Annotated in this window: 23 protein-coding genes and 1 pseudogene; 9 read left to right on the top strand and 15 right to left on the bottom strand. The window is 40.3% G+C overall.

Annotated features, from left to right (window positions below; translation table 11 throughout):
- Nucleotides 1-249: 249 nt before the first annotated feature.
- Nucleotides 250-771: a YwhD family protein gene (locus tag HNQ41_RS11350; RefSeq protein ID WP_184664561.1), complete on the bottom strand. Its 522-nt coding sequence runs from the start codon at nucleotides 769-771 to the stop codon at nucleotides 250-252.
- Between the two features lie 201 nt (nucleotides 772-972).
- On the opposite strand from HNQ41_RS11350, the gene HNQ41_RS11355 reads away from it, so the two are divergent.
- Complete coding sequence (locus tag HNQ41_RS11355; protein WP_184664562.1) at nucleotides 973-1,158, top strand: 2-hydroxymuconate tautomerase; 186 nt, start codon at nucleotides 973-975, stop codon at nucleotides 1,156-1,158.
- Between the two features lie 96 nt (nucleotides 1,159-1,254).
- Here HNQ41_RS11355 and HNQ41_RS11360 read toward each other — a convergent pair whose 3' ends face one another.
- The 3 genes from HNQ41_RS11360 to HNQ41_RS11370 form a co-directional block, all read right to left on the bottom strand.
- Nucleotides 1,255-1,764, bottom strand: coding sequence for a YwgA family protein (locus HNQ41_RS11360; RefSeq protein WP_184664563.1), 510 nt, complete (start codon nucleotides 1,762-1,764; stop codon nucleotides 1,255-1,257).
- A 3-nt stretch (nucleotides 1,765-1,767) separates the two neighbouring features.
- Nucleotides 1,768-3,072 carry an HD domain-containing protein gene (locus HNQ41_RS11365; protein ID WP_184664564.1) on the bottom strand — a complete coding sequence of 435 codons (1,305 nt, stop codon included), beginning with the start codon at nucleotides 3,070-3,072 and terminating at the stop codon, nucleotides 1,768-1,770.
- A gap of 272 nt (nucleotides 3,073-3,344) precedes the next feature.
- A complete protein-coding gene (locus tag HNQ41_RS11370; protein WP_184664565.1) occupies nucleotides 3,345-3,566 on the bottom strand; it encodes a YuzB family protein in 222 nt (73 codons plus the stop codon).
- Nucleotides 3,567-3,727: 161 nt separating this feature from the next.
- Here HNQ41_RS11370 and HNQ41_RS11375 point away from each other — a divergent pair, with 161 nt between their 5' ends.
- Nucleotides 3,728-4,561, top strand: a complete 834-nt coding sequence (locus HNQ41_RS11375; RefSeq protein ID WP_184664566.1) for a lipoate--protein ligase family protein — start codon at nucleotides 3,728-3,730, stop codon at nucleotides 4,559-4,561.
- Between the two features lie 43 nt (nucleotides 4,562-4,604).
- On the opposite strand, the gene pta is transcribed toward HNQ41_RS11375, so the two are convergent.
- A complete protein-coding gene (pta, locus tag HNQ41_RS11380; protein WP_184664567.1) occupies nucleotides 4,605-5,582 on the bottom strand; it encodes a phosphate acetyltransferase in 978 nt (325 codons plus the stop codon).
- Nucleotides 5,583-5,972: 390 nt separating this feature from the next.
- Between pta and HNQ41_RS11385 the strand changes: the two genes are divergently transcribed.
- The 4 genes from HNQ41_RS11385 (at nucleotide 5,973) to gerQ (ending at nucleotide 8,757) form a co-directional block, all read left to right on the top strand.
- On the top strand, nucleotides 5,973-6,722 hold the full coding sequence (locus HNQ41_RS11385; protein ID WP_246421644.1) for an enoyl-CoA hydratase/isomerase family protein: 750 nt from the start codon (nucleotides 5,973-5,975) through the stop codon (nucleotides 6,720-6,722).
- A gap of 139 nt (nucleotides 6,723-6,861) precedes the next feature.
- Nucleotides 6,862-7,605 carry a hydrogen peroxide-dependent heme synthase gene (gene hemQ, locus HNQ41_RS11390; protein WP_184664569.1) on the top strand — a complete coding sequence of 248 codons (744 nt, stop codon included), beginning with the start codon at nucleotides 6,862-6,864 and terminating at the stop codon, nucleotides 7,603-7,605.
- 207 nt (nucleotides 7,606-7,812) lie between these two features.
- Nucleotides 7,813-8,244 carry a cell wall hydrolase gene (locus HNQ41_RS11395; RefSeq protein ID WP_184664570.1) on the top strand — a complete coding sequence of 144 codons (432 nt, stop codon included), beginning with the start codon at nucleotides 7,813-7,815 and terminating at the stop codon, nucleotides 8,242-8,244.
- A gap of 27 nt (nucleotides 8,245-8,271) precedes the next feature.
- On the top strand, nucleotides 8,272-8,757 hold the full coding sequence (gerQ, locus tag HNQ41_RS16700; protein WP_246421646.1) for a spore coat protein GerQ: 486 nt from the start codon (nucleotides 8,272-8,274) through the stop codon (nucleotides 8,755-8,757).
- Nucleotides 8,758-8,829: 72 nt separating this feature from the next.
- Here gerQ and HNQ41_RS11405 read toward each other — a convergent pair whose 3' ends face one another.
- The 7 genes from HNQ41_RS11405 to HNQ41_RS11435 form a co-directional block, all read right to left on the bottom strand.
- Entirely contained in the window at nucleotides 8,830-9,204 is a 375-nt protein-coding gene (locus HNQ41_RS11405) for a DUF423 domain-containing protein (protein ID WP_184664571.1), read from the bottom strand.
- A gap of 1,758 nt (nucleotides 9,205-10,962) precedes the next feature.
- Nucleotides 10,963-11,286, bottom strand: a complete 324-nt coding sequence (locus HNQ41_RS11410) for a DUF5327 family protein (protein WP_184664572.1) — start codon at nucleotides 11,284-11,286, stop codon at nucleotides 10,963-10,965.
- Between the two features lie 75 nt (nucleotides 11,287-11,361).
- A complete protein-coding gene (locus tag HNQ41_RS11415; RefSeq protein WP_184664573.1) occupies nucleotides 11,362-12,036 on the bottom strand; it encodes an NAD-dependent epimerase/dehydratase family protein in 675 nt (224 codons plus the stop codon).
- A gap of 79 nt (nucleotides 12,037-12,115) precedes the next feature.
- Nucleotides 12,116-14,266 (bottom strand): PAS domain-containing sensor histidine kinase, encoded by a 2,151-nt coding sequence (locus HNQ41_RS11420; RefSeq protein ID WP_184664574.1) that lies wholly within the window; start codon nucleotides 14,264-14,266, stop codon nucleotides 12,116-12,118.
- Nucleotides 14,267-14,470: 204 nt separating this feature from the next.
- Nucleotides 14,471-15,358, bottom strand: coding sequence for an NAD(P)-dependent oxidoreductase (locus tag HNQ41_RS11425; RefSeq protein ID WP_184664575.1), 888 nt, complete (start codon nucleotides 15,356-15,358; stop codon nucleotides 14,471-14,473).
- A gap of 92 nt (nucleotides 15,359-15,450) precedes the next feature.
- A complete protein-coding gene (locus HNQ41_RS11430; protein WP_184664576.1) occupies nucleotides 15,451-16,275 on the bottom strand; it encodes an aldo/keto reductase in 825 nt (274 codons plus the stop codon).
- A 25-nt stretch (nucleotides 16,276-16,300) separates the two neighbouring features.
- Nucleotides 16,301-16,981, bottom strand: coding sequence for a uracil-DNA glycosylase (locus tag HNQ41_RS11435; RefSeq protein ID WP_184664577.1), 681 nt, complete (start codon nucleotides 16,979-16,981; stop codon nucleotides 16,301-16,303).
- A 257-nt stretch (nucleotides 16,982-17,238) separates the two neighbouring features.
- On the opposite strand from HNQ41_RS11435, the gene HNQ41_RS11440 reads away from it, so the two are divergent.
- Entirely contained in the window at nucleotides 17,239-17,601 is a 363-nt protein-coding gene (locus HNQ41_RS11440; protein ID WP_184664578.1) for a response regulator, read from the top strand.
- A gap of 181 nt (nucleotides 17,602-17,782) precedes the next feature.
- On the opposite strand, the pseudogene HNQ41_RS11445 reads toward HNQ41_RS11440, so the two are convergent.
- Nucleotides 17,783-18,273 (bottom strand): annotated as a pseudogene (locus HNQ41_RS11445) (SIS domain-containing protein).
- 262 nt (nucleotides 18,274-18,535) lie between these two features.
- Here HNQ41_RS11445 and HNQ41_RS11450 point away from each other — a divergent pair.
- Nucleotides 18,536-18,886 carry a DUF1806 family protein gene (locus HNQ41_RS11450; RefSeq protein WP_184664579.1) on the top strand — a complete coding sequence of 117 codons (351 nt, stop codon included), beginning with the start codon at nucleotides 18,536-18,538 and terminating at the stop codon, nucleotides 18,884-18,886.
- Between the two features lie 286 nt (nucleotides 18,887-19,172).
- Complete coding sequence (gene bshB2, locus HNQ41_RS11455; protein WP_184664580.1) at nucleotides 19,173-19,847, top strand: bacillithiol biosynthesis deacetylase BshB2; 675 nt, start codon at nucleotides 19,173-19,175, stop codon at nucleotides 19,845-19,847.
- Between the two features lie 62 nt (nucleotides 19,848-19,909).
- Here the strand turns inward: bshB2 and HNQ41_RS11460 are convergent, their stop codons facing one another.
- Both HNQ41_RS11460 and HNQ41_RS11465 read right to left on the bottom strand, forming a co-directional pair.
- Nucleotides 19,910-20,377 (bottom strand): DinB family protein, encoded by a 468-nt coding sequence (locus HNQ41_RS11460; protein WP_184664581.1) that lies wholly within the window; start codon nucleotides 20,375-20,377, stop codon nucleotides 19,910-19,912.
- A 38-nt stretch (nucleotides 20,378-20,415) separates the two neighbouring features.
- Nucleotides 20,416-20,916, bottom strand: a complete 501-nt coding sequence (locus HNQ41_RS11465; RefSeq protein ID WP_184664582.1) for a hypothetical protein — start codon at nucleotides 20,914-20,916, stop codon at nucleotides 20,416-20,418.
- Between the last annotated feature and the right edge of the window lie 159 nt (nucleotides 20,917-21,075).

The raw sequence follows: 21,075 nt of genomic DNA on the forward strand, positions 1-21,075 counted from the left end.
TGTCAGTGGTTAAGTGGTTTAACTTGTGCGAACACCGGTTCCGCTATTTCGCAAAAAAGATTCATTTTCTGGGGTAGAACGGACATGTATTCCGTTATTGGCGTTAAAGCAGTCTATTTTTAATTAAATTTCATGAAATAGCGGAGCTCATGTCCGCATTTCTCGCGTCTTTAAACTAAAGAAAACCAACCGCAAGTTACATACACGGTTGGTTCCTCTAAATTATGCGTCTGTGGATGGCCCATTGATTTACAATGCGTATTTTAGTTCTTGTTCAGAACGTTCCCACATTTTCTCATCAAATGTTTGTAAGTATTCTTTAAGCACGCCTTTTGATTTTTCATCCATTTTATCAACGATGATACGACGCTTTAGCGATTTGTCCATGTTATTCACATGTTCAGGAAGACTCTTATATCCTCTTCGGCGCTCTCGATTAACAGTCATTTCACAAGCAGCAACGCCAGCATAATATGGGCCTTCTTCTTTGTGATCAATCGTTACCCATACGAGCCAATACAGCTTTCCTTCTGGTGCTTCTTCTTTTGTCGGTAAAAATTTAATCCCTTTTTCTACAGAACTACGAGCGTGGAGAGCACCCATATCAACGAATGCTTCCTCTTCCTCAGGATCAATGAAAACAGGTGAAATGTTATTTAAGTTTAGAACACCTGTACCATAACCCCCATGACCATCTGTTGAGTCTGAACTAAGAATGTTAAAGCCTTGCCCTTTCTTTTTCCCTTTTGATTTATCATCGAAGAGATCCATGACTTATCCCTACCTTTTTTTGTTTCTTACAGTGTATCATACTCCTTTTTCACCATGCACATGTTATCAATGAGTTGATCCTTTTTACAAATGGTCTATCCCCCCATCAAGCAGGCGATTTACACAACTATGGAGGAATTGTTGTTTTGGTTGTAGAATTGGAAGTTGTTCGAGATTTTATGTTAAAAGGAGACGATTGTAATGCCAATTGTAACGGTAAAAATGTTAGAAGGTCGAACGGATGAGCAAAAAAAGCAACTCGTTGAGAAAGTCACTGACGCAGTAACAGAAACTACGGGCGCTTCTGCTGAGAGAGTTTCTGTTGTCATCGAGGAAATGGATAAATCCAATTTTGGTATTGCAGGAAAACGCGTAAGCGACCAATAAGTTGAAAACTAAACATCAGCAAAAATAAAACAAACCTCGAATTGGAAGAGGGACGTATCCTTCCAACTCGAGGCTTTTCATCGTGATTCCAGGAAACTAAGCACCTTTGTTGCCCGTGCGAATTTCTTCAATGAAATCATAAGCGCGTTCGACGTCTTCATCTGTATAATTTTGTTTCCGTTTCAATGTGAAGACTTTTTCTTTCACTTCCGCTTTCGATAACTCCTCAAAATACAACACCGTTGACACAAGCTCTAAAAACTTCGCCGATTGTTCATTTAACGTTTCGATCAATTCCTGGTGTTTTGGTCTTTCATACGGGGCCATACTTAAAAACTTGTCCCCTTCTTCTGATAACGAATAACGATATTGAATATAATTGCTTTTTGCTTCCTGCTGTTCATGTAAAAAACCTAAGTTACACATCTCTTCAATACGTAAAGTCAATTCTTCCGAATAGGGGCCGTAAATATGAAATTGATACCGTTCATAAATCGGTAAATTCATCTTTTTTGCAATGTAGACGAGTTTTTGTAACTTTTTACGACCTACAACTTCACCGGCTTGTCTAATCAGCGTCAAAAGCTTGGCATGATCCTGTAACAACGCCTATCCCTCCTGACTCATTAATAAAGTTAAAATCTTCTTTTTCGTATCCGCATGCGTGCGGTCATCTTCCAATAAGTCGAGCGGAAAATATAATTTATGGTCCGTTCGCTTTTTTCCAGATATCGCTTCAACGACATCAGATTCTCTCGAAAGCTCCCGGAATTCACCACCTGGCATTAACAGATGAATCGGTAAACGTTCCTCTTCCTCACCTGGACGGTAAAAATCATACGGCAAGTCCGAAGAGGAGTCGATAATGAAATAATACTCTGGGTCAATTTCTGCTTGTACAAATAAATCTCGCAACTCAAGCCAATGATTCATTTGTGTACTCGGGTCACATTCCACATATTTAAACAAGCGACGGTCTAGGAAACGTTGACACAAATCGCTTAGAATCGGGTCTGTTTCTTCCTGCCAAATTTGGAAGTAAAACATAATCACTGATTCATCTAACTTTAAATAATCTGACAATGTCATCGAACCATGAAACAAAGAGTAGAAATGCTTTGGTTCATCTTGAAATTGATAGCCGTCGTGATAAAGTTTTTTTGCACGGTGTAAAATCCGGCTTAAAATCACTTCTGCACTACGGGTAACAGGGTGAAAGTACACTTGCCAGTACATTTGATATCGGCTCATAATATAGTCTTCTACTGCATGCATACCACTTAATTTAATCACAGCTTGGTCTTCTGTCGGACGCATGACACGGAGGATTCTCTCCATATCAAAATGACCGTAGCTAACCCCCGTATAAAATGCATCTCGTTGTAAATAGTCCATTCTATCAGCATCGATCTGACTTGAAATCAGACTAACGACGAGTTTATTCGGATACGTCTTGTCAATCACATCAGCGACGTCTTGTGCAAACTGATCATCGACACCCGCAAGAACGCGATGGATTTCCGTATCACCTAGAATGATTTGCCGGGTCCAAGCTTCATGATCCATATGAAAAACTTTTTCAAAGGAATGAGAAAACGGTCCATGCCCAACATCATGAAGTAATGCCGAAGCAAGGCAAATCAGTCGTTCACGAGCATCCCATGTATCCGATTCTTCGAAGTTATCCAACATCCGACGCATAATTTCATAAACACCTAGTGAGTGATTGAAACGCGTATGTTCTGCACCATGGAATGTCAAATACGTCGTACCGAGTTGCCGAATACGGCGCAGGCGTTGAAACTCTCTCGTTCCTACTAAAGCCCAAATCAACTCGTCCCGTACGTGGATATACCGGTGCACCGGATCTTTAAATACTTTTTCTTCAGGTAACTTACCGTAGCATCCAACCATCGACCGTCTTGTACTCCTTCCCTTCAACAAAATAAACGTAACGTACGACAACTAATATATCTATTATACAAAAAATGACTTCCGTTGACATGAATGTTTTTTATTTCTTTATTTCCTGATTTGAAAAAGGCACTTCCAACCGCTTCTGACAACGAAAAAAATTTTATTTCCAATAAAAAAAGACACCCTTGCTTGGTAACGACCATCTTAAATCATAACTTAACTCAAGTCGAAATAAGACGAGCAAAGGGTATCTTCGTTAGCCACAAATGTCATTTCATTCGCTTCTCTACTTTTGGAATGAGTTGATCTTCATCAGGAGCCGTTACAGGGCGATCGTTGACAAAAACAAATGCCTTTTTCCGTCCTGGTCCACAGTAAGATTGACATCCAATATGAATATCCGCTTCAGGATCAAGTTTCTTTAAGCGGGGAAGCAATGTCTTTATATTTGTGGCTTGACAATCATCACAAACACGAAATTCGTTTGCCATGTGAATCACCACTCATTTATGTTTTTATTCTTCTTTTTGTTCGAAAAGATCATCGCTTATTGTACACTTAAACTATACTTCGATGCAATGTTTACAATCGGCAATACAAGAAGAAATTGTGCTATAATTGAGGTCGCGAATTTAATGAAGGAGTTACGCTCATGAACAAATTAAATACAGATTTACTTAAAAAATATGAGTGGGCGATTTATGACCAATCGACAGTTGGACTTATGATGAATGCTCTCGATTCGTTTGCAACCGATGATACGCTCTGTCAAACTGCCGGCGAACATGGACAGTTAGCGATTGCACGAACTTGGGTTCATGATCGAACGGTCGTCCTCGGTATTCAAGATAGCCGACTGCCTTACCTAGAAAAAGGGGTTCAGCTTCTTCGCCAAGCTGGTTATAACGTGATTGTAAGAAACTCTGGCGGGCTAGCTGTTGTGCTTGACCCTGGCGTTTTAAATGTTTCACTTATTTTCCCTGATGATAAGCGAATTGGCATCGATGAAGGTTATGAAGCGATGGTTGAGTTTACGAAACAACTTCTTTCCCCTTATACTGATGCGATTAAGGATGGGGAAATTACGGAATCTTACTGTCCTGGTCGTTATGATTTAAGCATTCATGGACGGAAATTTGCAGGGATCTCCCAACGGCGCTTACGCGGAGGGATTGCTGTGCAAATTTATTTAAGTGTGACAGGCAGTGGTTCCGAACGAGCAGAACTTATCCGGAAATTTTATAATGAAGCAAAGCGTGATGTGAATACGACGATCGATTACCCGACCATCGTTCCTGAAAAAATGGCGTCACTAACCGAGTGTACTGGCTATTCACTAGACGTAGCAACATTAACGAATGACGTTCTTAAGACCCTTCACCAATACGGAAAAGGGCTAAGGGCCTTTGAACTGAGCGGTACAGATTCAGAACGGTTACAAGTGAACCGTGCTAAAATTGAAAAACGTAATGATAAGTTTTTTTAACCATACAAAAGAGGCTGCAGATTGCAGCCTCTTTTTTTCGTCGTTATTTATTCAACCCTTGCATTGCTGTAATAATCGCAAGCTTGTATACATCTTCAACGTTACAGCCACGGGAGAGATCGTTCACTGGCTGGTTTAGACCTTGAAGAATTGGTCCAATCGCTTCGTATTCACCAAGACGTTGAGCAATCTTATAGCCAATATTTCCTGCTTCTAGGCTTGGGAAAATAAATACATTTGCCTCACCATTTAGAGGGGAGTCTGGCGCTTTTTTCTTAGCAACAGATGGAACAAATGCCGCGTCAAATTGGAATTCACCGTCAATGTTCAATTCTGGGTCTTTTTGTTTTGCGATATCTGTTGCCTCAATGACTTTGTCTGTCTCAGGCGACTTTGCAGAGCCTTTTGTCGAGAAGCTAAGCATCGCAACTTTTGGATCAATATCGAATACTTCTGCTGTCTTTGCTGCTTCAACTGCTGTCTCTGCTAAATCGTTTGCCTCTGGTGCAATGTTGATCGCACAGTCACCAAAGATATAACGCTCTTCACCTTTAACCATGACAAATACACCAGACGTTTTTGACACGCCTTCTTTTGTTTTAATAATTTGTAAAGCTGGGCGTACTGTATCGCCTGTAGAATGAGCAGCACCACTTACAAGACCACTAGCAATACCTTGGTAAACGAGCATTGTACCGAAATAGTTCGGTTGTAAAAGGATTTCTCGCGCATCTTCTTCAGTAGCTTTTCCTTTTCTTCGTTCAACAAAGCCTGTAACGAGTTCTTCGAAACGGTCATAATTGCTTGGATCATAAATGGTTACACCTTCGAGTGAAACATTAAGTTCAGATGCTTTCTTTTCGAGCTCTGAGGTTTCACCAACAAGAATTGGCTGTAAAATTCCGTCTTGTGCTAAGCGGCTTGTCGCTTCTAAAATTCGCTCGTCCTTTCCTTCTGGAAATACGATCGCTGGTTGTTCTGCTTTTACTTTCGCTGCGATAGGTTGAAAAAGATCACTCACAACAATTCCTCCTCATTCATCGGATTTTCTTTCCTCATTTTATACCCATTGTCCTCTGTTAGCAATCTCAAATATGTTGTATGTACGCATAACAACGTTTATGTATAGTTGCATCTCCGATGAGATTTTAACATCCACGATTTAGGGTACCCTTTGTCTATTTAGAAATCAAGACCCGATACTCAAATAGAGTGCGAATGATTCTGAATATTCAAACAACAACACCTGTTTTCGTTGCTTTTTGGTCGTTTTACTCACTCATACAAAGGGAATAGAATACAGAAGTGATCATCGATGGTCTTTTACAAACATGAAACTCACCCTTAAGAACAAATTTTTCGTTTTTCTTCAAAGTCCAATCGTATTTAGGAAGACGAAAGGATGAATTCCATGACAAAAAGCGTTTTATATGAAGTCCATGACAGCGTTGCTTATTTGACTCTTTACCGCCCTGAAGTAAAAAATGCCTTAAACGAAACCATGCACAAAGAATTGCGCGAGTCCTTAATTGCAGCAAAAGAGGATGATGAAGTGCTCGTTATTATTTTACAAGGTTCAAAGGGCGCGTTTTGTAGCGGAACAGATTTCAATCGTTTTTTTAATGAAGATCTATCTACATTTGACTATGGTGCTTATTTGCAACGAACATATCATCCATTAATTCACCTTATTGAATCTATTGAGAAACCGACGGTCGCTTTTATTAATGGCTTAGCCGCTGGATCTGGATTAAGTTTTACTTTCGCATGTGATTTTCGCGTTGCCGAACGAGACGCAAAGATGGTATTGGACTTTTTGGACATCGGATTATTCCCAGATACAGGAACTTCTTATTATTTACCTCACATCGTCGGCCACGCACACGCAATGCACTTGGCATTAGGTGATCCAATCTCCGCAGAAGAAGCGCATCATATTCATCTTATACAAGATATTGGTTCCCCTGATCGTTTGATTGAAAAATTGAAAAAGGTCCCTCATTACGTTTTTTCTGAAATGAAAAAAGCAATGAAATCGAGTTTTGAGTCCTCTTTAGAAGATGTGTTGTATCGCGAAGTGACCGTGCAACGTAAAGCAGGAAAGTCAGATGACCACTGGGAACGCGTCACCGATATTTATGAACGGAAAAATAAACAATAATGTTCGTTCCCAAACTGCCTGTATCCCTTAAGCAGTCAGTTTGGTTTTTTTTTTATACAAATGTATAATGAAACTGTTAACAACATGGGCGTCATTAGAATCTTGGTAAACGTTTTGACAATGGATAGGAGTGAATATGATGAGTGAACCTGCAAAAACAATAGAAGGTTGGTATGCATTACACGATTTACGCACGATGAATTGGGCTGCGTGGAAACGCCTAGATAGTGAGGAGCGCTCACAAATTATTGATGAGTTCCTCGCGACGATGGATCAGTGGCAACAAACGGCGGATCAACGTGAGGGAAGCCACGGTTTATTTACGATCGTCGGTCAGAAAGCAGATTTTATGATCGTGTTGCTTCGTCCAACAATGGATGAATTAAATGAATTAGAAAATGAATTCAATAAAACTCGTTTTGCTGAGTACACTGTTCCTGCTTATTCTTACGTGTCTGTCGTCGAGTTAAGTAATTACTTGGCTGCTGATAAAGATCCTGAGGAAGATCCTGAAATTCAGGCTCGTCTAAAGCCTGCTCTTCCAGACTGGCAATATATCTGTTTCTACCCGATGGACAAGCGCCGAGAAGGTAGCGACAACTGGTACATGCTATCTGGAGATAACCGACGCGAGTTAATGCGAAGTCACGGGATGATCGGACGCCAATATGCTGGGAAAGTTCGCCAAATCATTACCGGTTCCGTTGGTTTTGATGACTGGGAATGGGGCGTCACCCTTTTCGCCCACGATGTGCTTCAATTTAAAAAACTCGTTTATGAGATGCGTTTTGATGAAGTGAGTGCACGTTACGGGGAATTTGGTTCTTTCTATGTTGGTATGCGTTTGCCTGCTGAAGAAGTCGCCAAGTTTTTACACGTTTAATAGATAAGTAGTTGCATATATCGAGGCTGGCTGAATAGGACTTGAATGAGTCCTATTTCATGTCAGTCTCTTTTTTTATTTCATGAAAAAGCATACCTTGCTGTTTCTTCTCATAGCAATGCAATAGCGTGATGATTTTAATCATTTGATTCACACTATCGAACCTAGTCTCTTCTTTAAGCGTAAAAATTAAAGGGGGTGCCATAAATGGGTGTCATTAAAGCACGGGACCAAGACATCAAGATCCTTGCTAGATTGATGCGCGCTGAGGCAGAGGGTGATGGAGAACAAGGGATGCTTAATGCAGGTAACACAATGGTCAATCGCGTTCGGGTTAGGTGTTTAGATTTTGAGGACATCACAACTGTTGAAAAAATGGCCTTTCAATCACCTGGCGGTTTCGAAGCAGTACAAAAGGGTTACTTTTATCAGCATGCTCGTGATAAAGAGAAGCGTTTAGCAAGAAAGCTCGTGCAAGGAAAGCGCTATGAACCTGGCAAATATTCGTTATGGTTTTTCCGACCTGACGGACCATGTCCTGAACAGTGGTTTGGGTATTGGAATTCAGGTCGTTACAAAGCGCATTGTTTTTTCAATCCATTACCTAGTGAATGTCAGGATGTCTACGGCACTTATTAGTTTACCGATTAACAAAGGAGTGATTTGATGTATCCACAATCAGGTTTTCCACAGCAAATGCCAGGAAGTCCATTCAATCAGCAATTCATGCAAGGTGGTTTTGATCAACAACCAGGTTTTCCTGGCGGGCAAGCGCCACAATGGCAGCCTCAGCCACAGCAAGGATTTCCGCAACCGCAACAACCAGGCGTTCAACCACCACAACAACCGCAAACGCCAGGACAATTACCTATTGAGCAATCATTTATTGAAAATATTTTACGTTTAAACTTAGGAAAAGTCGGCACGTTTTATATGACGTTTGAAAACAATGAAAAATGGAATGCGAAAGTCTTTAAAGGGGTCGTTGAAGCTGCTGGTCGGGACCATATTATTATTAGTGACCCACAAACCGATAAGCGTTACCTTTTATTAATGGTGAACTTAGATTATGTAACATTCGATGAACCCCTTGAATATGAGTATCCATATGCTAATAGAGATGAGTTTGACGCCTTTGGGCAGCAAGGTTAATCATAAGTTGAAAAAGAAGCGGTGGATAATGATCCATACCGCTTCTTTTTGCGTTTATTAGACTTTGCTGCTTTAGCCTTCTTGAATGACGGCGATGACCATCAGTGCCCATCCTGTAAGGAAAGCAACCCCACCAATTGGTGTTATCGCTCCAAGTGGACGAATTCCTGTAACCCCCATCGCATATAAACTACCAGAAAAAAGGATGATTCCGATAAACATCGCCCAACCAGCACCATACAACAGTCCACTCGCCTGGAAATACCTCATTAAAATAGCAATCACTAGAATCGCAACTGTATGAATCATGTGGTATTGAACCCCAGTCTCATACTGAGCTTTGAGGCCGTAAGATTCTAAGCGTGGTTGTAAAGCGTGTGCGCCAAATGCGCCAATTGCAACAAATAAAAACCCACTAATGCCACCGAGAATAAGTAATGTTTTCATACAATTTCTCCTTTTATGTGAACTTTATTCGTAGCGTACCATATCTTTTTCTTTCCGCCAAAAAGGTTGCCTCACTTTCCTCTTGAGGTTGTCTTGCAGTGAGATTGCATTTTGACCTTCGACAATCCATTAACAACTGCATAAACACAATAAGCCCGTAAGACTAGAATTAAAAAGCTCTTTTCATAAACTTTATCGTTTTTGATAAAATCGAAGAAACGAAAATGTACGAGTTTAGGTTGACAAATGCATTCACGTCCATCGTGTCTGTACGCTGCAGACATTGTGTCCGTTCGCACCATTAATTTGACGCATTCGGACAACTCTACTGCTTTTTCTTCTCAAACTGTCCGAATATGCCCGGGGTTCGGACAACTCTACTGCTTTTTCTTCTCAAACTGTCCGAATATGCCCGGGGTTCGGACAACTCTACTGCTTTTTCTTCTCAAACTGTCCGAACTTGCCTGAGGTTCGGACAGCTCTACTGCTTTTTCTTCTCAAACTGTCCGAACTTGCCTGAGGTTCGGACAGCTCTACTGCTTTTTCTTCTCAAACTGTCCGAACTTGACCTGGGTTCGGACAACTCTACTGCTTTTTCTTCTCAAACTGTCCGAACTTGACCTGGGTTCGGACAACTCTACTGCTTTTTCTTGTCAAACTGTCCGAACTTGCCTGAGGTTCGGACAGCTCTACTGCTTTTTCTTCTCAAACTGTCCGAATATGCCCGGGGTTCGGACAGCTCTACTGCTTTTTCTTCTCTAACTGTCCGAACTTCCCCGAGGTTCGGACAACTCTACTGCTTTTTCTTCTCAAACTGTCCGAACACCCCCGAGGTTCGGACAACTCTACTGCTTTTTCTCCTCAAACTGTCCGAACTTCCCCGAGGTTCGGACACTTATACTGCTTTTTCTTCTCTAACTGTCCGAACTTCCCCGGGGTTCGGACACTTATACTGCTTTTTCTCCTCAAACTGTCCGAACTTCCCCGGGGTTCGGACACTTATACTGCTTTTTCTCCTCAAACTGTCCGAACACCCCCCGAGGTTCGGACACTTATACTGCTTTTTCTCCTCAAACTGTCCGAACACCCCCGAGGTTCGGACAATTATACTGCTTTTTCTTCTCAAACTGTCCGAACACCCCCGAGGTTCGGACAATTATACTGCTTTTTCTTCTCAAACTGTCCGAATATGCCCGAGGTTCGGACAGCTCTACTGCTTTTTCTCCTCAAACTGTCCGAACACCCCCGAGGTTCGGACAATTATACTGCTTTTTCTCCTCAAACTGTCCGAACACCCCCGAGGTTCGGACAGCTCTACTGCTTTTTCTTCTCTAACTGTCCGAACTTCCCCGGGGTTCGGACACTTATACTGCTTTTTCTCCTCAAACTGTCCGAACACCCCCGAGGTTCCGACAATTATACTGCTTTTTCTCCTCAAACTGTCCGAACACCCCCGAGGTTCGGACAATTATACTGCTTTTTCTTCTCAAACTGTCCGAACACCCCGAGGTTCGGACAGCTCTACTGCCTTTTCTCCTCTAACTGTCCGTAAAAATCACTAGATGGGAATCTTTATTTCCAACCATGTGAATTTCTATGTCATTCACGACCACTTAGTGATAAAACGTTGATGTAACAATAAAAAACGCATGAGATTTTCTGTGTAAAATCCCATGCGTTTCCCCTTTGTGTTTTGATTGTTTGCCCCTCTGAAAGAAACCAGTTACTATGTATGCTGCTCCCTTTTAGGATAAACGACTAAAAATCAAGTAGGCTATCACTCTCTGGCTTTTCATCATCATCATAAACATTGAGCTTCCTTGATGTTTCTACAGGCGTTTCTTTCCCTGTATTAGGTTGCTTTATATGCTGCACGTCAGCCGCACTTGCCTCCTGGACTTTCGGTACATACGTTGCTTGGCTGGATTGCTCCGCTTCTAAAAGCAAATCACAGTATGTTTTAATTGAGATCATCTGCTCACGAAAATCATTTGTGTTTGTACCTGCATGCTGAACGACACGGTGAGCTTCGTCAATCTTTTCATTCATTTTCCTTAGAACCGTCTCCGGTCGAATATCCACGATGGTTACCCCCTTTCATACTACGGAAGTCAAAGCTTTTATCTCTTTGGACTTCATTGTCCATTTTTTACAACGTCACTCTTGGTATAACACTTTACCTAATTGGCGGATTTTATCCGATTCATATATGTGTACGCCTTTACTTTCTTCTTGCGCTACGGTGACCATTACAGAAGAAACATATTTAGCTGGGATTGGCTTATATTTTTCAAACGGCCCTGTAAGTAATGGTGAAAGGGATTTACTAAATATTTCTGCTGTCTTTTCTTTTACACGGAATTCACTACGATGACCTGTCAAAAGCGATGGCCGAAAAATATGTAAAGATTCAAGCTGCAAAGCAATTAATTCTTCTTCTAGCTTTCCTTTAACTCTCGTATAAAAAAACGCACCATCTCGGTCAGATTTAATTGCTGAAACAATTAGAACTCGTGCCGCACTTTGAATTTTTGCTTCTTTGGCTAGCTTCAATGGATAAGTATAATCGACTTTCATAAATCCCTTTTTTGATTTTGCCTCTTTCATTGTCGTTCCGAGACAGATAAAAATATCATCAACACGAAGGTCTGACATATAGGTATGTAAATCATCAAAGTCAATCATGTATTCGCGAATCTTTTTATGATTTTGAAACCTCGTCGGTCGCCTTACAAATAAAATAACTTCATCATATACATCTTCGTTAAGCAAATCTTCAACAACACAATCACCAATTAACCCCGTCGCACCAGCTACTAAAGCCGTTTTCAACGCTACGTCACCTCTTAACGATATTCTTTATTTATACTTTAACATTTTGCTGTTGTCGAAAGAAAACGAAACTCCTAGTTTAGCCATTTTGCACAATAGGTAGTTGAATTTTGAAGGTCGTTCCTTCATTCAATTGACTGTTCACTTTCATTTTACCACCTATGTCTTCGATCATACGGTAACTCATTACTAAACCGAGACCTGTTCCATTTGGTTTCGTTGTATGAAAAGGAGTACCCAAGTTTTTTAATGTCTTTTCATCCATCCCTCCACCTGTATCAGTAAATGAAACGGTCAACATATTTGCTTGTTTATCTTCAAAGGCTTCTACCGTCAATGTACCTCCATCATCCATTGCTTCAATTGCATTTTGTACAATATTGACAAACACCTGCTGTACTTGGCTCTCATTCGCCCAAACGTAAGCACCATTGGACGAGTATTTTGTCTCTAATTTAATATGTTGATTTTGAAATGTAGAGCTATACAACATTAACAAATCATCGAGTTTATTCGGAATGTTGACCTTGACTTTTTCCACATTCGAGGTTGGACTAGCTAAGTTTAATAAATCATTAATAATCTGATTTACACGGTCAATCTCCTTTAAAATCAAAGAATAATAACGCTTTTCTTCTTCTGATGAAGCTTTTTGGTCAAAAAGCTGTATAAAGCCACGAATAATCGTGATCGGATTGCGAATTTCATGTGCTAACCCTGCAGATATTTGTCCGACAGCACTTAACTTTTCTGACCTTAGTAGCTCCTCTTGCATCAGTCGCTTTTCTGTAACTTCATTGAATATAACAAGCACTTCCCAGTCATCTGGGTCACCATCTATACTAGGTAATGTTGACACACTTGTAAGAAATGTTCGTTCATCCCCTTCAATAGAACATCTAACCTCAAATTGCTTCGTCTCATCATTTAAAACTTCGTGCAACTTCAGTTGTTCAATAAACAAATGAAATGGATGAGAACTTGGGCATATGTCATCAACTTTGCTTCCGATCATTTCATCTTTTAATATTTGAAAAACATGTTCACACGTTTGGTTAAATAAAGTGACTTCTCCTTTATTACGGTCAAAGGCAAACACGCCATTGTCTGTTGTTTCAATAATTAACGTTGATTTACGATGTGTTTTTTCCCTATCATGAAGGCGCTTTGTCATCGCGTCAAATGTTTGATTGAGTTTATTAATTTCTTCATAAGCTTGAACATACTTCGGTTGTAATCGCTCTCCCTTAGCGAATTTAGACGTCGTTTCTACAAGTTGTTTGACAGGGCGAACGATGTAATGTGACAAACGGACTGTAAAGAAGCTGGCTAGTAAAAGTACTAATCCGAATATGAGTACATATTGAAAAAGGAGACTGTCTAACGGCTGATACAATTTTGATCGATCAGCTGATACACCAATATACCAATTATGTGGAAAACCATCGACTTGCTTAACTTCCTTAAAAGCATATACTTCATTATTTTCAGCATATAAATATAACTCTTCATTGTCTCCATGTTCTTCGATGTGTTGCCGGCTAAGACCTAACCTTCTCATTTGATTTTCTTTTAAGATCCGTTCTTCTTCAGGATGGGCAATTAATTCCCCGCCTTCATTTAAAAGAAAAGATTCACCACTCGCATGTGCTGAAGCCCGTTCTCTTGCAAAACGATTTAATTTTTCATAAAAAACACTCAAGTTAAATACAGGAGACACAACCCGTTTAATCTCTTGATCTTGATTGTAGATCGGTGCCGATATGACAAGCGAAGGCTCACCCGTTGTTGGGGAGCGATAGAGGTCAGAAATATTTGTTTGTCCACTTACGCTATTTTCAAACCAAGACCGTTTAATGACTTTTTCACCGGTAATATTTAAATCTATATCAGAGACAACGACCCCAGAATCGTCTATGACGACGACATCATCATACGCTTTATGAGAATCGGTAAACTGTTCGATTTGTTGATCGATTTCAGCTTTGGTCGACTCGCTATCAACGAGTATAGGATTTCGCGCTAAGTAATCTACGCCTTCTAACCTTTCTTCAATCATTGACTCCACATCTGCTGCCAGTGCTTCAGCATATGCAAATAAGCGTTCTTCTTCACGATCGGTCAATGCTTGTTTCTGCCATTCGTAAGAAAGAACCCCCACAATAAAAAGAGGAATAATCGTAATGATTAGACAGAACGCAAGGAGTTTGGCGCGTAACGTTTTCAGCATTTACAAGACTCCTTTTATTTTCTACGCTCTTATTATAGTACATCTATTATAGACTTTGGGAATATTACTTGATTTTTTTATGGACAGTAAATGAATTTTTATTACAAGCATTTATCTATTTTCCTTTAAACTGAATTTCACCACTAAAATGGAACAGCGCCTTCTTTTTGAAGGCGCTGTTTTCAATAAGTGGAGGTGAACTTTCTACTCTTTCGTTTCACCAAGGTAATATTTAATTAATGCTTGGGTACCATGATCTTCTTCACCATTTTCAGCTAATTTCTCATACAAAGATTTGGCTAATTTCAAGGCTGGTGTATCTAAGCCCATTTCCTCTGCTGCTTCAATGGCAATTTTCATATCTTTAATAAAGTGTTTAATATAAAAGCCCGGTTGGTCATCCCCATGAATCATTTTTGGTGCTAAGTTACTTAAAGAGAAGCTTCCTGCTGCACCCGTTTCAATACTTTTTAGCACCCGTTCAGGATCGAGACCTGACGTTTTGGCATAAGCGACCGCTTCGCTTACTCCTAACATCGTACCTGCTACCGCGATTTGGTTACTCATTTTTGTGTGTTGTCCACTACTCGCCTCTCCTTGGAGGACGACGTTGGTTCCCATAACAGAGAGAACTGGTTTCATCGTTTCAAATACTTTGATATCGCCGCCAGCCATAATGGCTAGACGAGCTTCTTTAGCGCCAATGTCCCCACCAGATACAGGAGCATCAAGTGCGTACATCCCTTCTTGTTTGGCTCTTTCATCAATTTGCTTTGCAAGCTTCGGTGTCGATGTCGTCATATCAATGAGATATGTACCTTTACGTGCGTTCGCAAAGATTCCTTCGTCTCCAAAATACACTTCTTCGACATCGGCAGGGTAGCCAACCATCGTAATGACAACATCTGATTTTGCAGCTAATTCAGCAACCGTATCCTTTTTGACGGCTCCTTGTTGGACGAGGTCTTCTGCTTTTTTAGGCGTTCGATTATAAACAAGCAAAGAGTAACCTGCTTTCAGCAAATGACTAGCCATACTTTTCCCCATTACACCTGTCCCTATAAAACCAATTGTTTTTCCTTCTGACATCATCGTGTCTCCTCCCATTACATTCGTTTCGATTAATAAGATCATGTAGCGATGATTTTGTGACTTGTTTGTTTAAAAACTCAATTTGTCACTGTTTACCCGAAGTCTTTTGGATTAGGTCCGAAACGTTCACCTGTGTGTAAATTGTCAATGGCTTCAATATCCTCGGCTGTTAATTCAAAATCAAATATGTCTGCATTTTCTTCAATTCGTTTCGGTGTGACGGATTTAGGGATTGTAACGATTTCTTTTTGTAAATCCCATCGTAAAATCACTTGTGCTTCAGTTTTTCCGTGCTTTTCCGCTAACTGCTTAAGAACTGGATGACCGAATATGCGCGCGCGTGTGAGCGGACTCCACGCTTCAATTTGAATACTGTGATTCTTACAAAAAGCATGCAACTCTTCTTGTGTCAGACGCGGATGCAGTTCTACTTGATTGACCATTGGCTTGACTTCAGCATGTTCAAACAAGGTTTCCAGGTGTTCGATATTAAAATTACTCACGCCAATTGCTCGGACAAGCCCGTCATGATATAACTTCTCTAATGCTTTCCACGTATCAACGAACTTCCCGCCAACAGGCCAATGAATAAGATATAAATCGATCACATCTACACCTAATTTTTTACGACTAGATTCAAATGCTTGTAGCGTTTCTTCATATCCTTGTTCGTCATTCCATACTTTCGTCGTAATAAAGATATCCTCTTTCGGGACGCCAGAAGCTTCAATCGCTTCACCAACGCCCTGTTCGTTATGATAAAAAGACGCCGTATCGATACTTCGATAGCCTACGTCTAAAGCTGTTTGAACGGCTGTTTTTACTTCATCGCCGGCTTCTGCTTTATAAACACCGAGCCCAAACCATGGCATATCAACCCCATTTGCCAACTTCACCTTATCTTGAATATGTCTCATCTAAAACGCCTCCTCAGTAATCACTTTATGTAACTTGTTTAGGTAAGCACCAATCGATTGGTTCTGATCCGAGCTCCTGAAGCACTTCGTTCGTTTTTGAAAACGGACGACTTCCAAAAAAGCCCCGGTTAGCAGAAAAGGGACTCGGATGTGGAGAACGAAAAACATAGTGACGACGGTCATCGATAAATGAGGCTTTGTTTTGTGCGTGCCGGCCCCATAAAAGGAAAACAACAGGATGATGACGTTCATTCAACGCAGAAATCACTCGGTCGGTAAATGTTTCCCATCCGATATCTTTATGTGAATTCGGTTCTTTCATTCGCACTGTTAAAACGGCATTCAATAATAGCACACCTTGATCGGCCCATTTTTGTAAGTAGCCATGCTCCGGTATCGGACAACCAAGATCTGCTTGTAACTCTTTATATATATTTTTTAATGATGGGGGAATTTTCACACCAGGTTGAACAGAAAAACTCAAGCCATGAGCTTGTCCAGGACCATGGTATGGATCCTGCCCCAAAATGACAACTTTCGTATTTTCATATGAGGTTGAATGTAATGCATTAAAAATATTGTTCCTGTCTGGAAAAACAGTCTCGTGAGTATATTCATATTTCAATTTTTCACGAAGGTTTTCATAATAAGGTTTACTGAACTCATTCTTAAGATAGTTTCCCCAATCATTATGTAATATAGTCATTCTTTTCACCTATACCTTTAATAATCTATGTTCAGTATACCACAATCATTTTTTCTACTTACACAGTTATCATTCGATAGGACAGCTTTTAATCCTTTATTTTTCATTGATAATCCTTTCACATATTGTCATCAACCCTAATAATTTATAATATAATTAAGTGAAACAATTGACACTCCTGGGTATATCGGACTATAGTTATACAAGGAATTTATATTCAGATGTCGCGTTGTATTTTACAGAGAGGATGCTTGCAAATGGGGAAATTGTTAATTACTGATGATGCTGCATTTATGAGAATGACTTTAAAAAATATCGTCACTGCAGCGGGGTATGAAGTCGTCGCAGAAGCTGCAAACGGTTATGAAGCGATTGAGCAATATAAAGAGACAAAGCCAGACCTTGTAACATTAGATATTACGATGCCCGAATTAGATGGATTGGAAGCTTTAAAACAAATTAAACAACACGACCCTGACGCAAAGATCATCATGTGCTCTGCAATGGGCCAACAAGATATGGTGCTTAACGCCATCCAAAATGGGGCGTCTGATTTCATCGTTAAACCTTTTGATGAAAATCGAATTACCGAAACGATTGAGCGTACATTAAGCAAATAAGCGAAGGAATGAAAATCCTTTCTAATCAAAAAGGGTAGGTTCATTTGCAAAGTCAAATGAAAACCTGCCCTTTTTACGTCTATTATGAACGTCTTCTTTCGTGTTTTATGCTCTATGATTCACCTATACCAGTTGTATCGATCATCCTACTAAAACAACATGGTTCAATAATATCAAGTCATTATTGCAGAGATAACAGTGGAATCCTCTCTTTATACGGGTCGATTAAAGATTGGTTGTATTCATCAGCACCGTCGATATTTCCACTTCGTAAAACCGGTGGTTCGATTCCTCGTTCCACTAGTTGCCGAATCGTATCAGCCATTAATGACTGAACAATTGAAACGCCGAGCACTGTCGAAGTCGTAGCAAACAGAGCAGCTACACTTTCATGTTTTAAAACGGCATCTCCTTTTTCACTTAAGTTATCAATCACGATATCGGTACTAATCCACCTGCACGATAGAATACTTCTTCCGCTAATATATGAGAATGGCCTGCGCCGAAAAGGTGGATAACCCCACCTTGCTCGATCAAGTCACTCATTTTTCCCGCAACGGTTTCCAGGACATCCTCTTGCTCTTTCTTTAAAAGTTTTAACTTTTCTTCAAGATTATTTAAGTATGTTTCAACATTTTTCTCACTCCTCTGTTCAAGGTCATTTCTAGCCATCATTCACGGTTATTTTGCCCATCTTTAACGTACCAACAACTTGATTAGATGTCTATACCAGATAATAACCCATAGAAACAGACAAACAGCACATTTTTTAGTAGAATAGACCATAGACGTCATTTAGAATGTCTTTCACTCTCGAAAAGACTGAAGGGTTGCAAGCAGGTGGATCAAAACCGATTGCCTAAAATAGAGAGAATTGATAACAAAATTCGCCCATCTCTAAAAATGAGATTTTATAAAGAGGAGGATATACTTCGTGAAACCGATTGATAAAGACCTTGTTCAACAGCAATTAAATCAACGATCTAATCGACCGCAATATATTCACGTCGAAACGACAAACGGTGCCTATGCCTCCCACAAAAACGAATCGTTTTTTTCCGCGGGAGCTTTCTTGCGCAATGTTGAGTTGCAATATACGATCGGAAAAATCACTGGTTCCGGCCCCTATCGCGTTGGTTTAAAATTAGACGGCGGTTGGGTTTATGCAGAGGGGCTGACAGACTGGACAGTCGACGAAGAGGACCGTTTACTATTAGCTGGACATGATCATGACGGTAAACTTGCTGTAGCGCTACAATTAAGCGCAACACCTTTTCGCAATTAAGAGAAAGTGTCTTGATTTAGCTAGCACACTGGGCGAGCGGACATACATTCCGTTATTTAAGCGAAATACGCCATTTTTAGGGGGAGGATGGACCTGTGTTCCGTTAATTGTCCCTTTTGCAGGGGGTGAAGGATGATTTTTTACAAATAGCGGAACTCATGTCCGTAAAAAGCTCAAAATCAGCCTTTTTCAAGTAAATAACGGAATCAATGTCCATTCAACCATTCAACGATTGTTTCGCGTGAACGAACCCGCGCAACAAAATGAATAGAAAGGACGTGAAACCATGTCTGAACACGAACACGTACTCGTCGTTTTTCCGCACCCTGATGACGAAGCCTTTGGCGTTGCGGGAACGATTCTTTCTTATACAGAAAACAATATACCGGTGACATACGCATGCCTCACACTTGGGGAAATGGGAAGAAATATGGGGAATCCTCAATTTGCTAATCGGGAAACTTTACCTGAAGTCCGCAAACAAGAGCTAGACAACGCTTGTTCTTTACTTGGGATCAATGATTTACGCCGATTCGGTATGAGAGACAAAACCATCGAATTTGAGGACTTTGACGTACTGACGTCGAAAGTTGAAGAGGTGATTCACGAAATCAACCCTTCGCTCATTATCACATTCTACCCTGGTTATGCCGTACACCCTGATCACGATGCAACTGGAGAAGCGGTCATTGAAGCCGTCAAGCGTTTACCAAAACAATCACGTCCAATTGTGTACGCACTCGCCTTTTCCAACAATTGCGAAGTACATATTGGTCCTCCTGATGTTACTTTGGATGTGTCTAAATATGCTGAGCAAAAATTAAAAGTCATCGAAGCCCATGCATCGCAAACTGCAGGGACGATTGAAGTGATGAAACAACAATTCAATGAACAAGACGAAGCCGTCACTGACCGTCTAATGAAAGAGAGATTCTGGACATATCGTTTTGATGATGGATAATACAAAAAGGCTGAACGAGTAGATATGTATCTCCTTGTTTCAGCCTTTTTACCTTCTCTTGTTTATATTGTTGTGAAATTTTTTAACCGCTTGATCGTTTCCGTATGGACACCTTCGTGATAAAGGGAAAAACTAATCAGTTGCTCAACGGTTGATAACTGTAGTGAAGCAATTTGTATTGGTTCCTCAATTGTTTCATTTAAACGTGTGGCAAAAGTTTTCTTAATTCGGTCTTTTTGATCTGTTAATTGCTTCTTTAATTCATCCAACGAGGGTGGTTCTTCTGTCCAATCCGTTGGCTTTGTCCCAGGTCCAAACAACGTCGCATACGTTTGTGGCAAGTCTGTAGCTTCATTTGTCGCATGAAAGAGAAAGTACTCTTGTACGAATGCGATGTGGCCGAGGTTCCAACGGATACTATTGGAAAACCCTGTAGGTACTTGATCTGCTTGTTCTTCTGTTACGTCTTCTATTGCTTTCAATGTCACATGACGAATAAATGCAAGTTGCTCCATTAAATAGGATGACATGTTTTTTTACCTCCTTAACTTCTAAGATCACGCTTCTATCACGTTTCTTCGTACTTATAGGACTGTGACTTCCCCATCTTTTCATCTATGAGCTCTTTCAACTTCCCTTTAAATAATACGGTAAATGAAAATACACGATACCGATTTGGGAAACGTGCAATAATTTCGACCATTGATCGGTCAAACTGCCGCCTTACAATCTGATCGAGTTCAATCACTGTTTTCACCTTTCCAAAAACGGGAACAAAGAGCACATAATCACGCGTAAAGATGAGGTAACCTTTCTTCTCCTGTCCGTGTCTGAGCACATCAACGAGCGCTTCTGGTTTTTGTTTTACAATCTTGCGCGCTTTTCTTTTTACAATTTGACGAAACACAATATCAAAACCAAAAGTGACAATGAATGCTCCTAGAAAACTAGTCAATCCTAACCACATAGATGTTTGACCAAAGTAATAAATTCCGAATATTCCGAGAACTAACCAGCCTAAAATGTAACGAATATATTTATCTGCAAATGGACCTGACATCCCCCCCATACTCACGCCTCCTTTAGTTATTTTGAATACTATATCATAGGATATTGTCCAATTCCAAATAGAATGTTTAATTATTTTCCAAATAACACATAAATATCAAGTCGCATTTCACATATCAAGTCGCATTTCAAAAAATTTTCACTACCTGTTAAAATGTAT

Source organism: Texcoconibacillus texcoconensis (genome assembly GCF_014202575.1).
In the GTDB taxonomy this organism is placed as follows: Bacteria; Bacillota; Bacilli; order Bacillales; family Salisediminibacteriaceae; genus Texcoconibacillus; species Texcoconibacillus texcoconensis.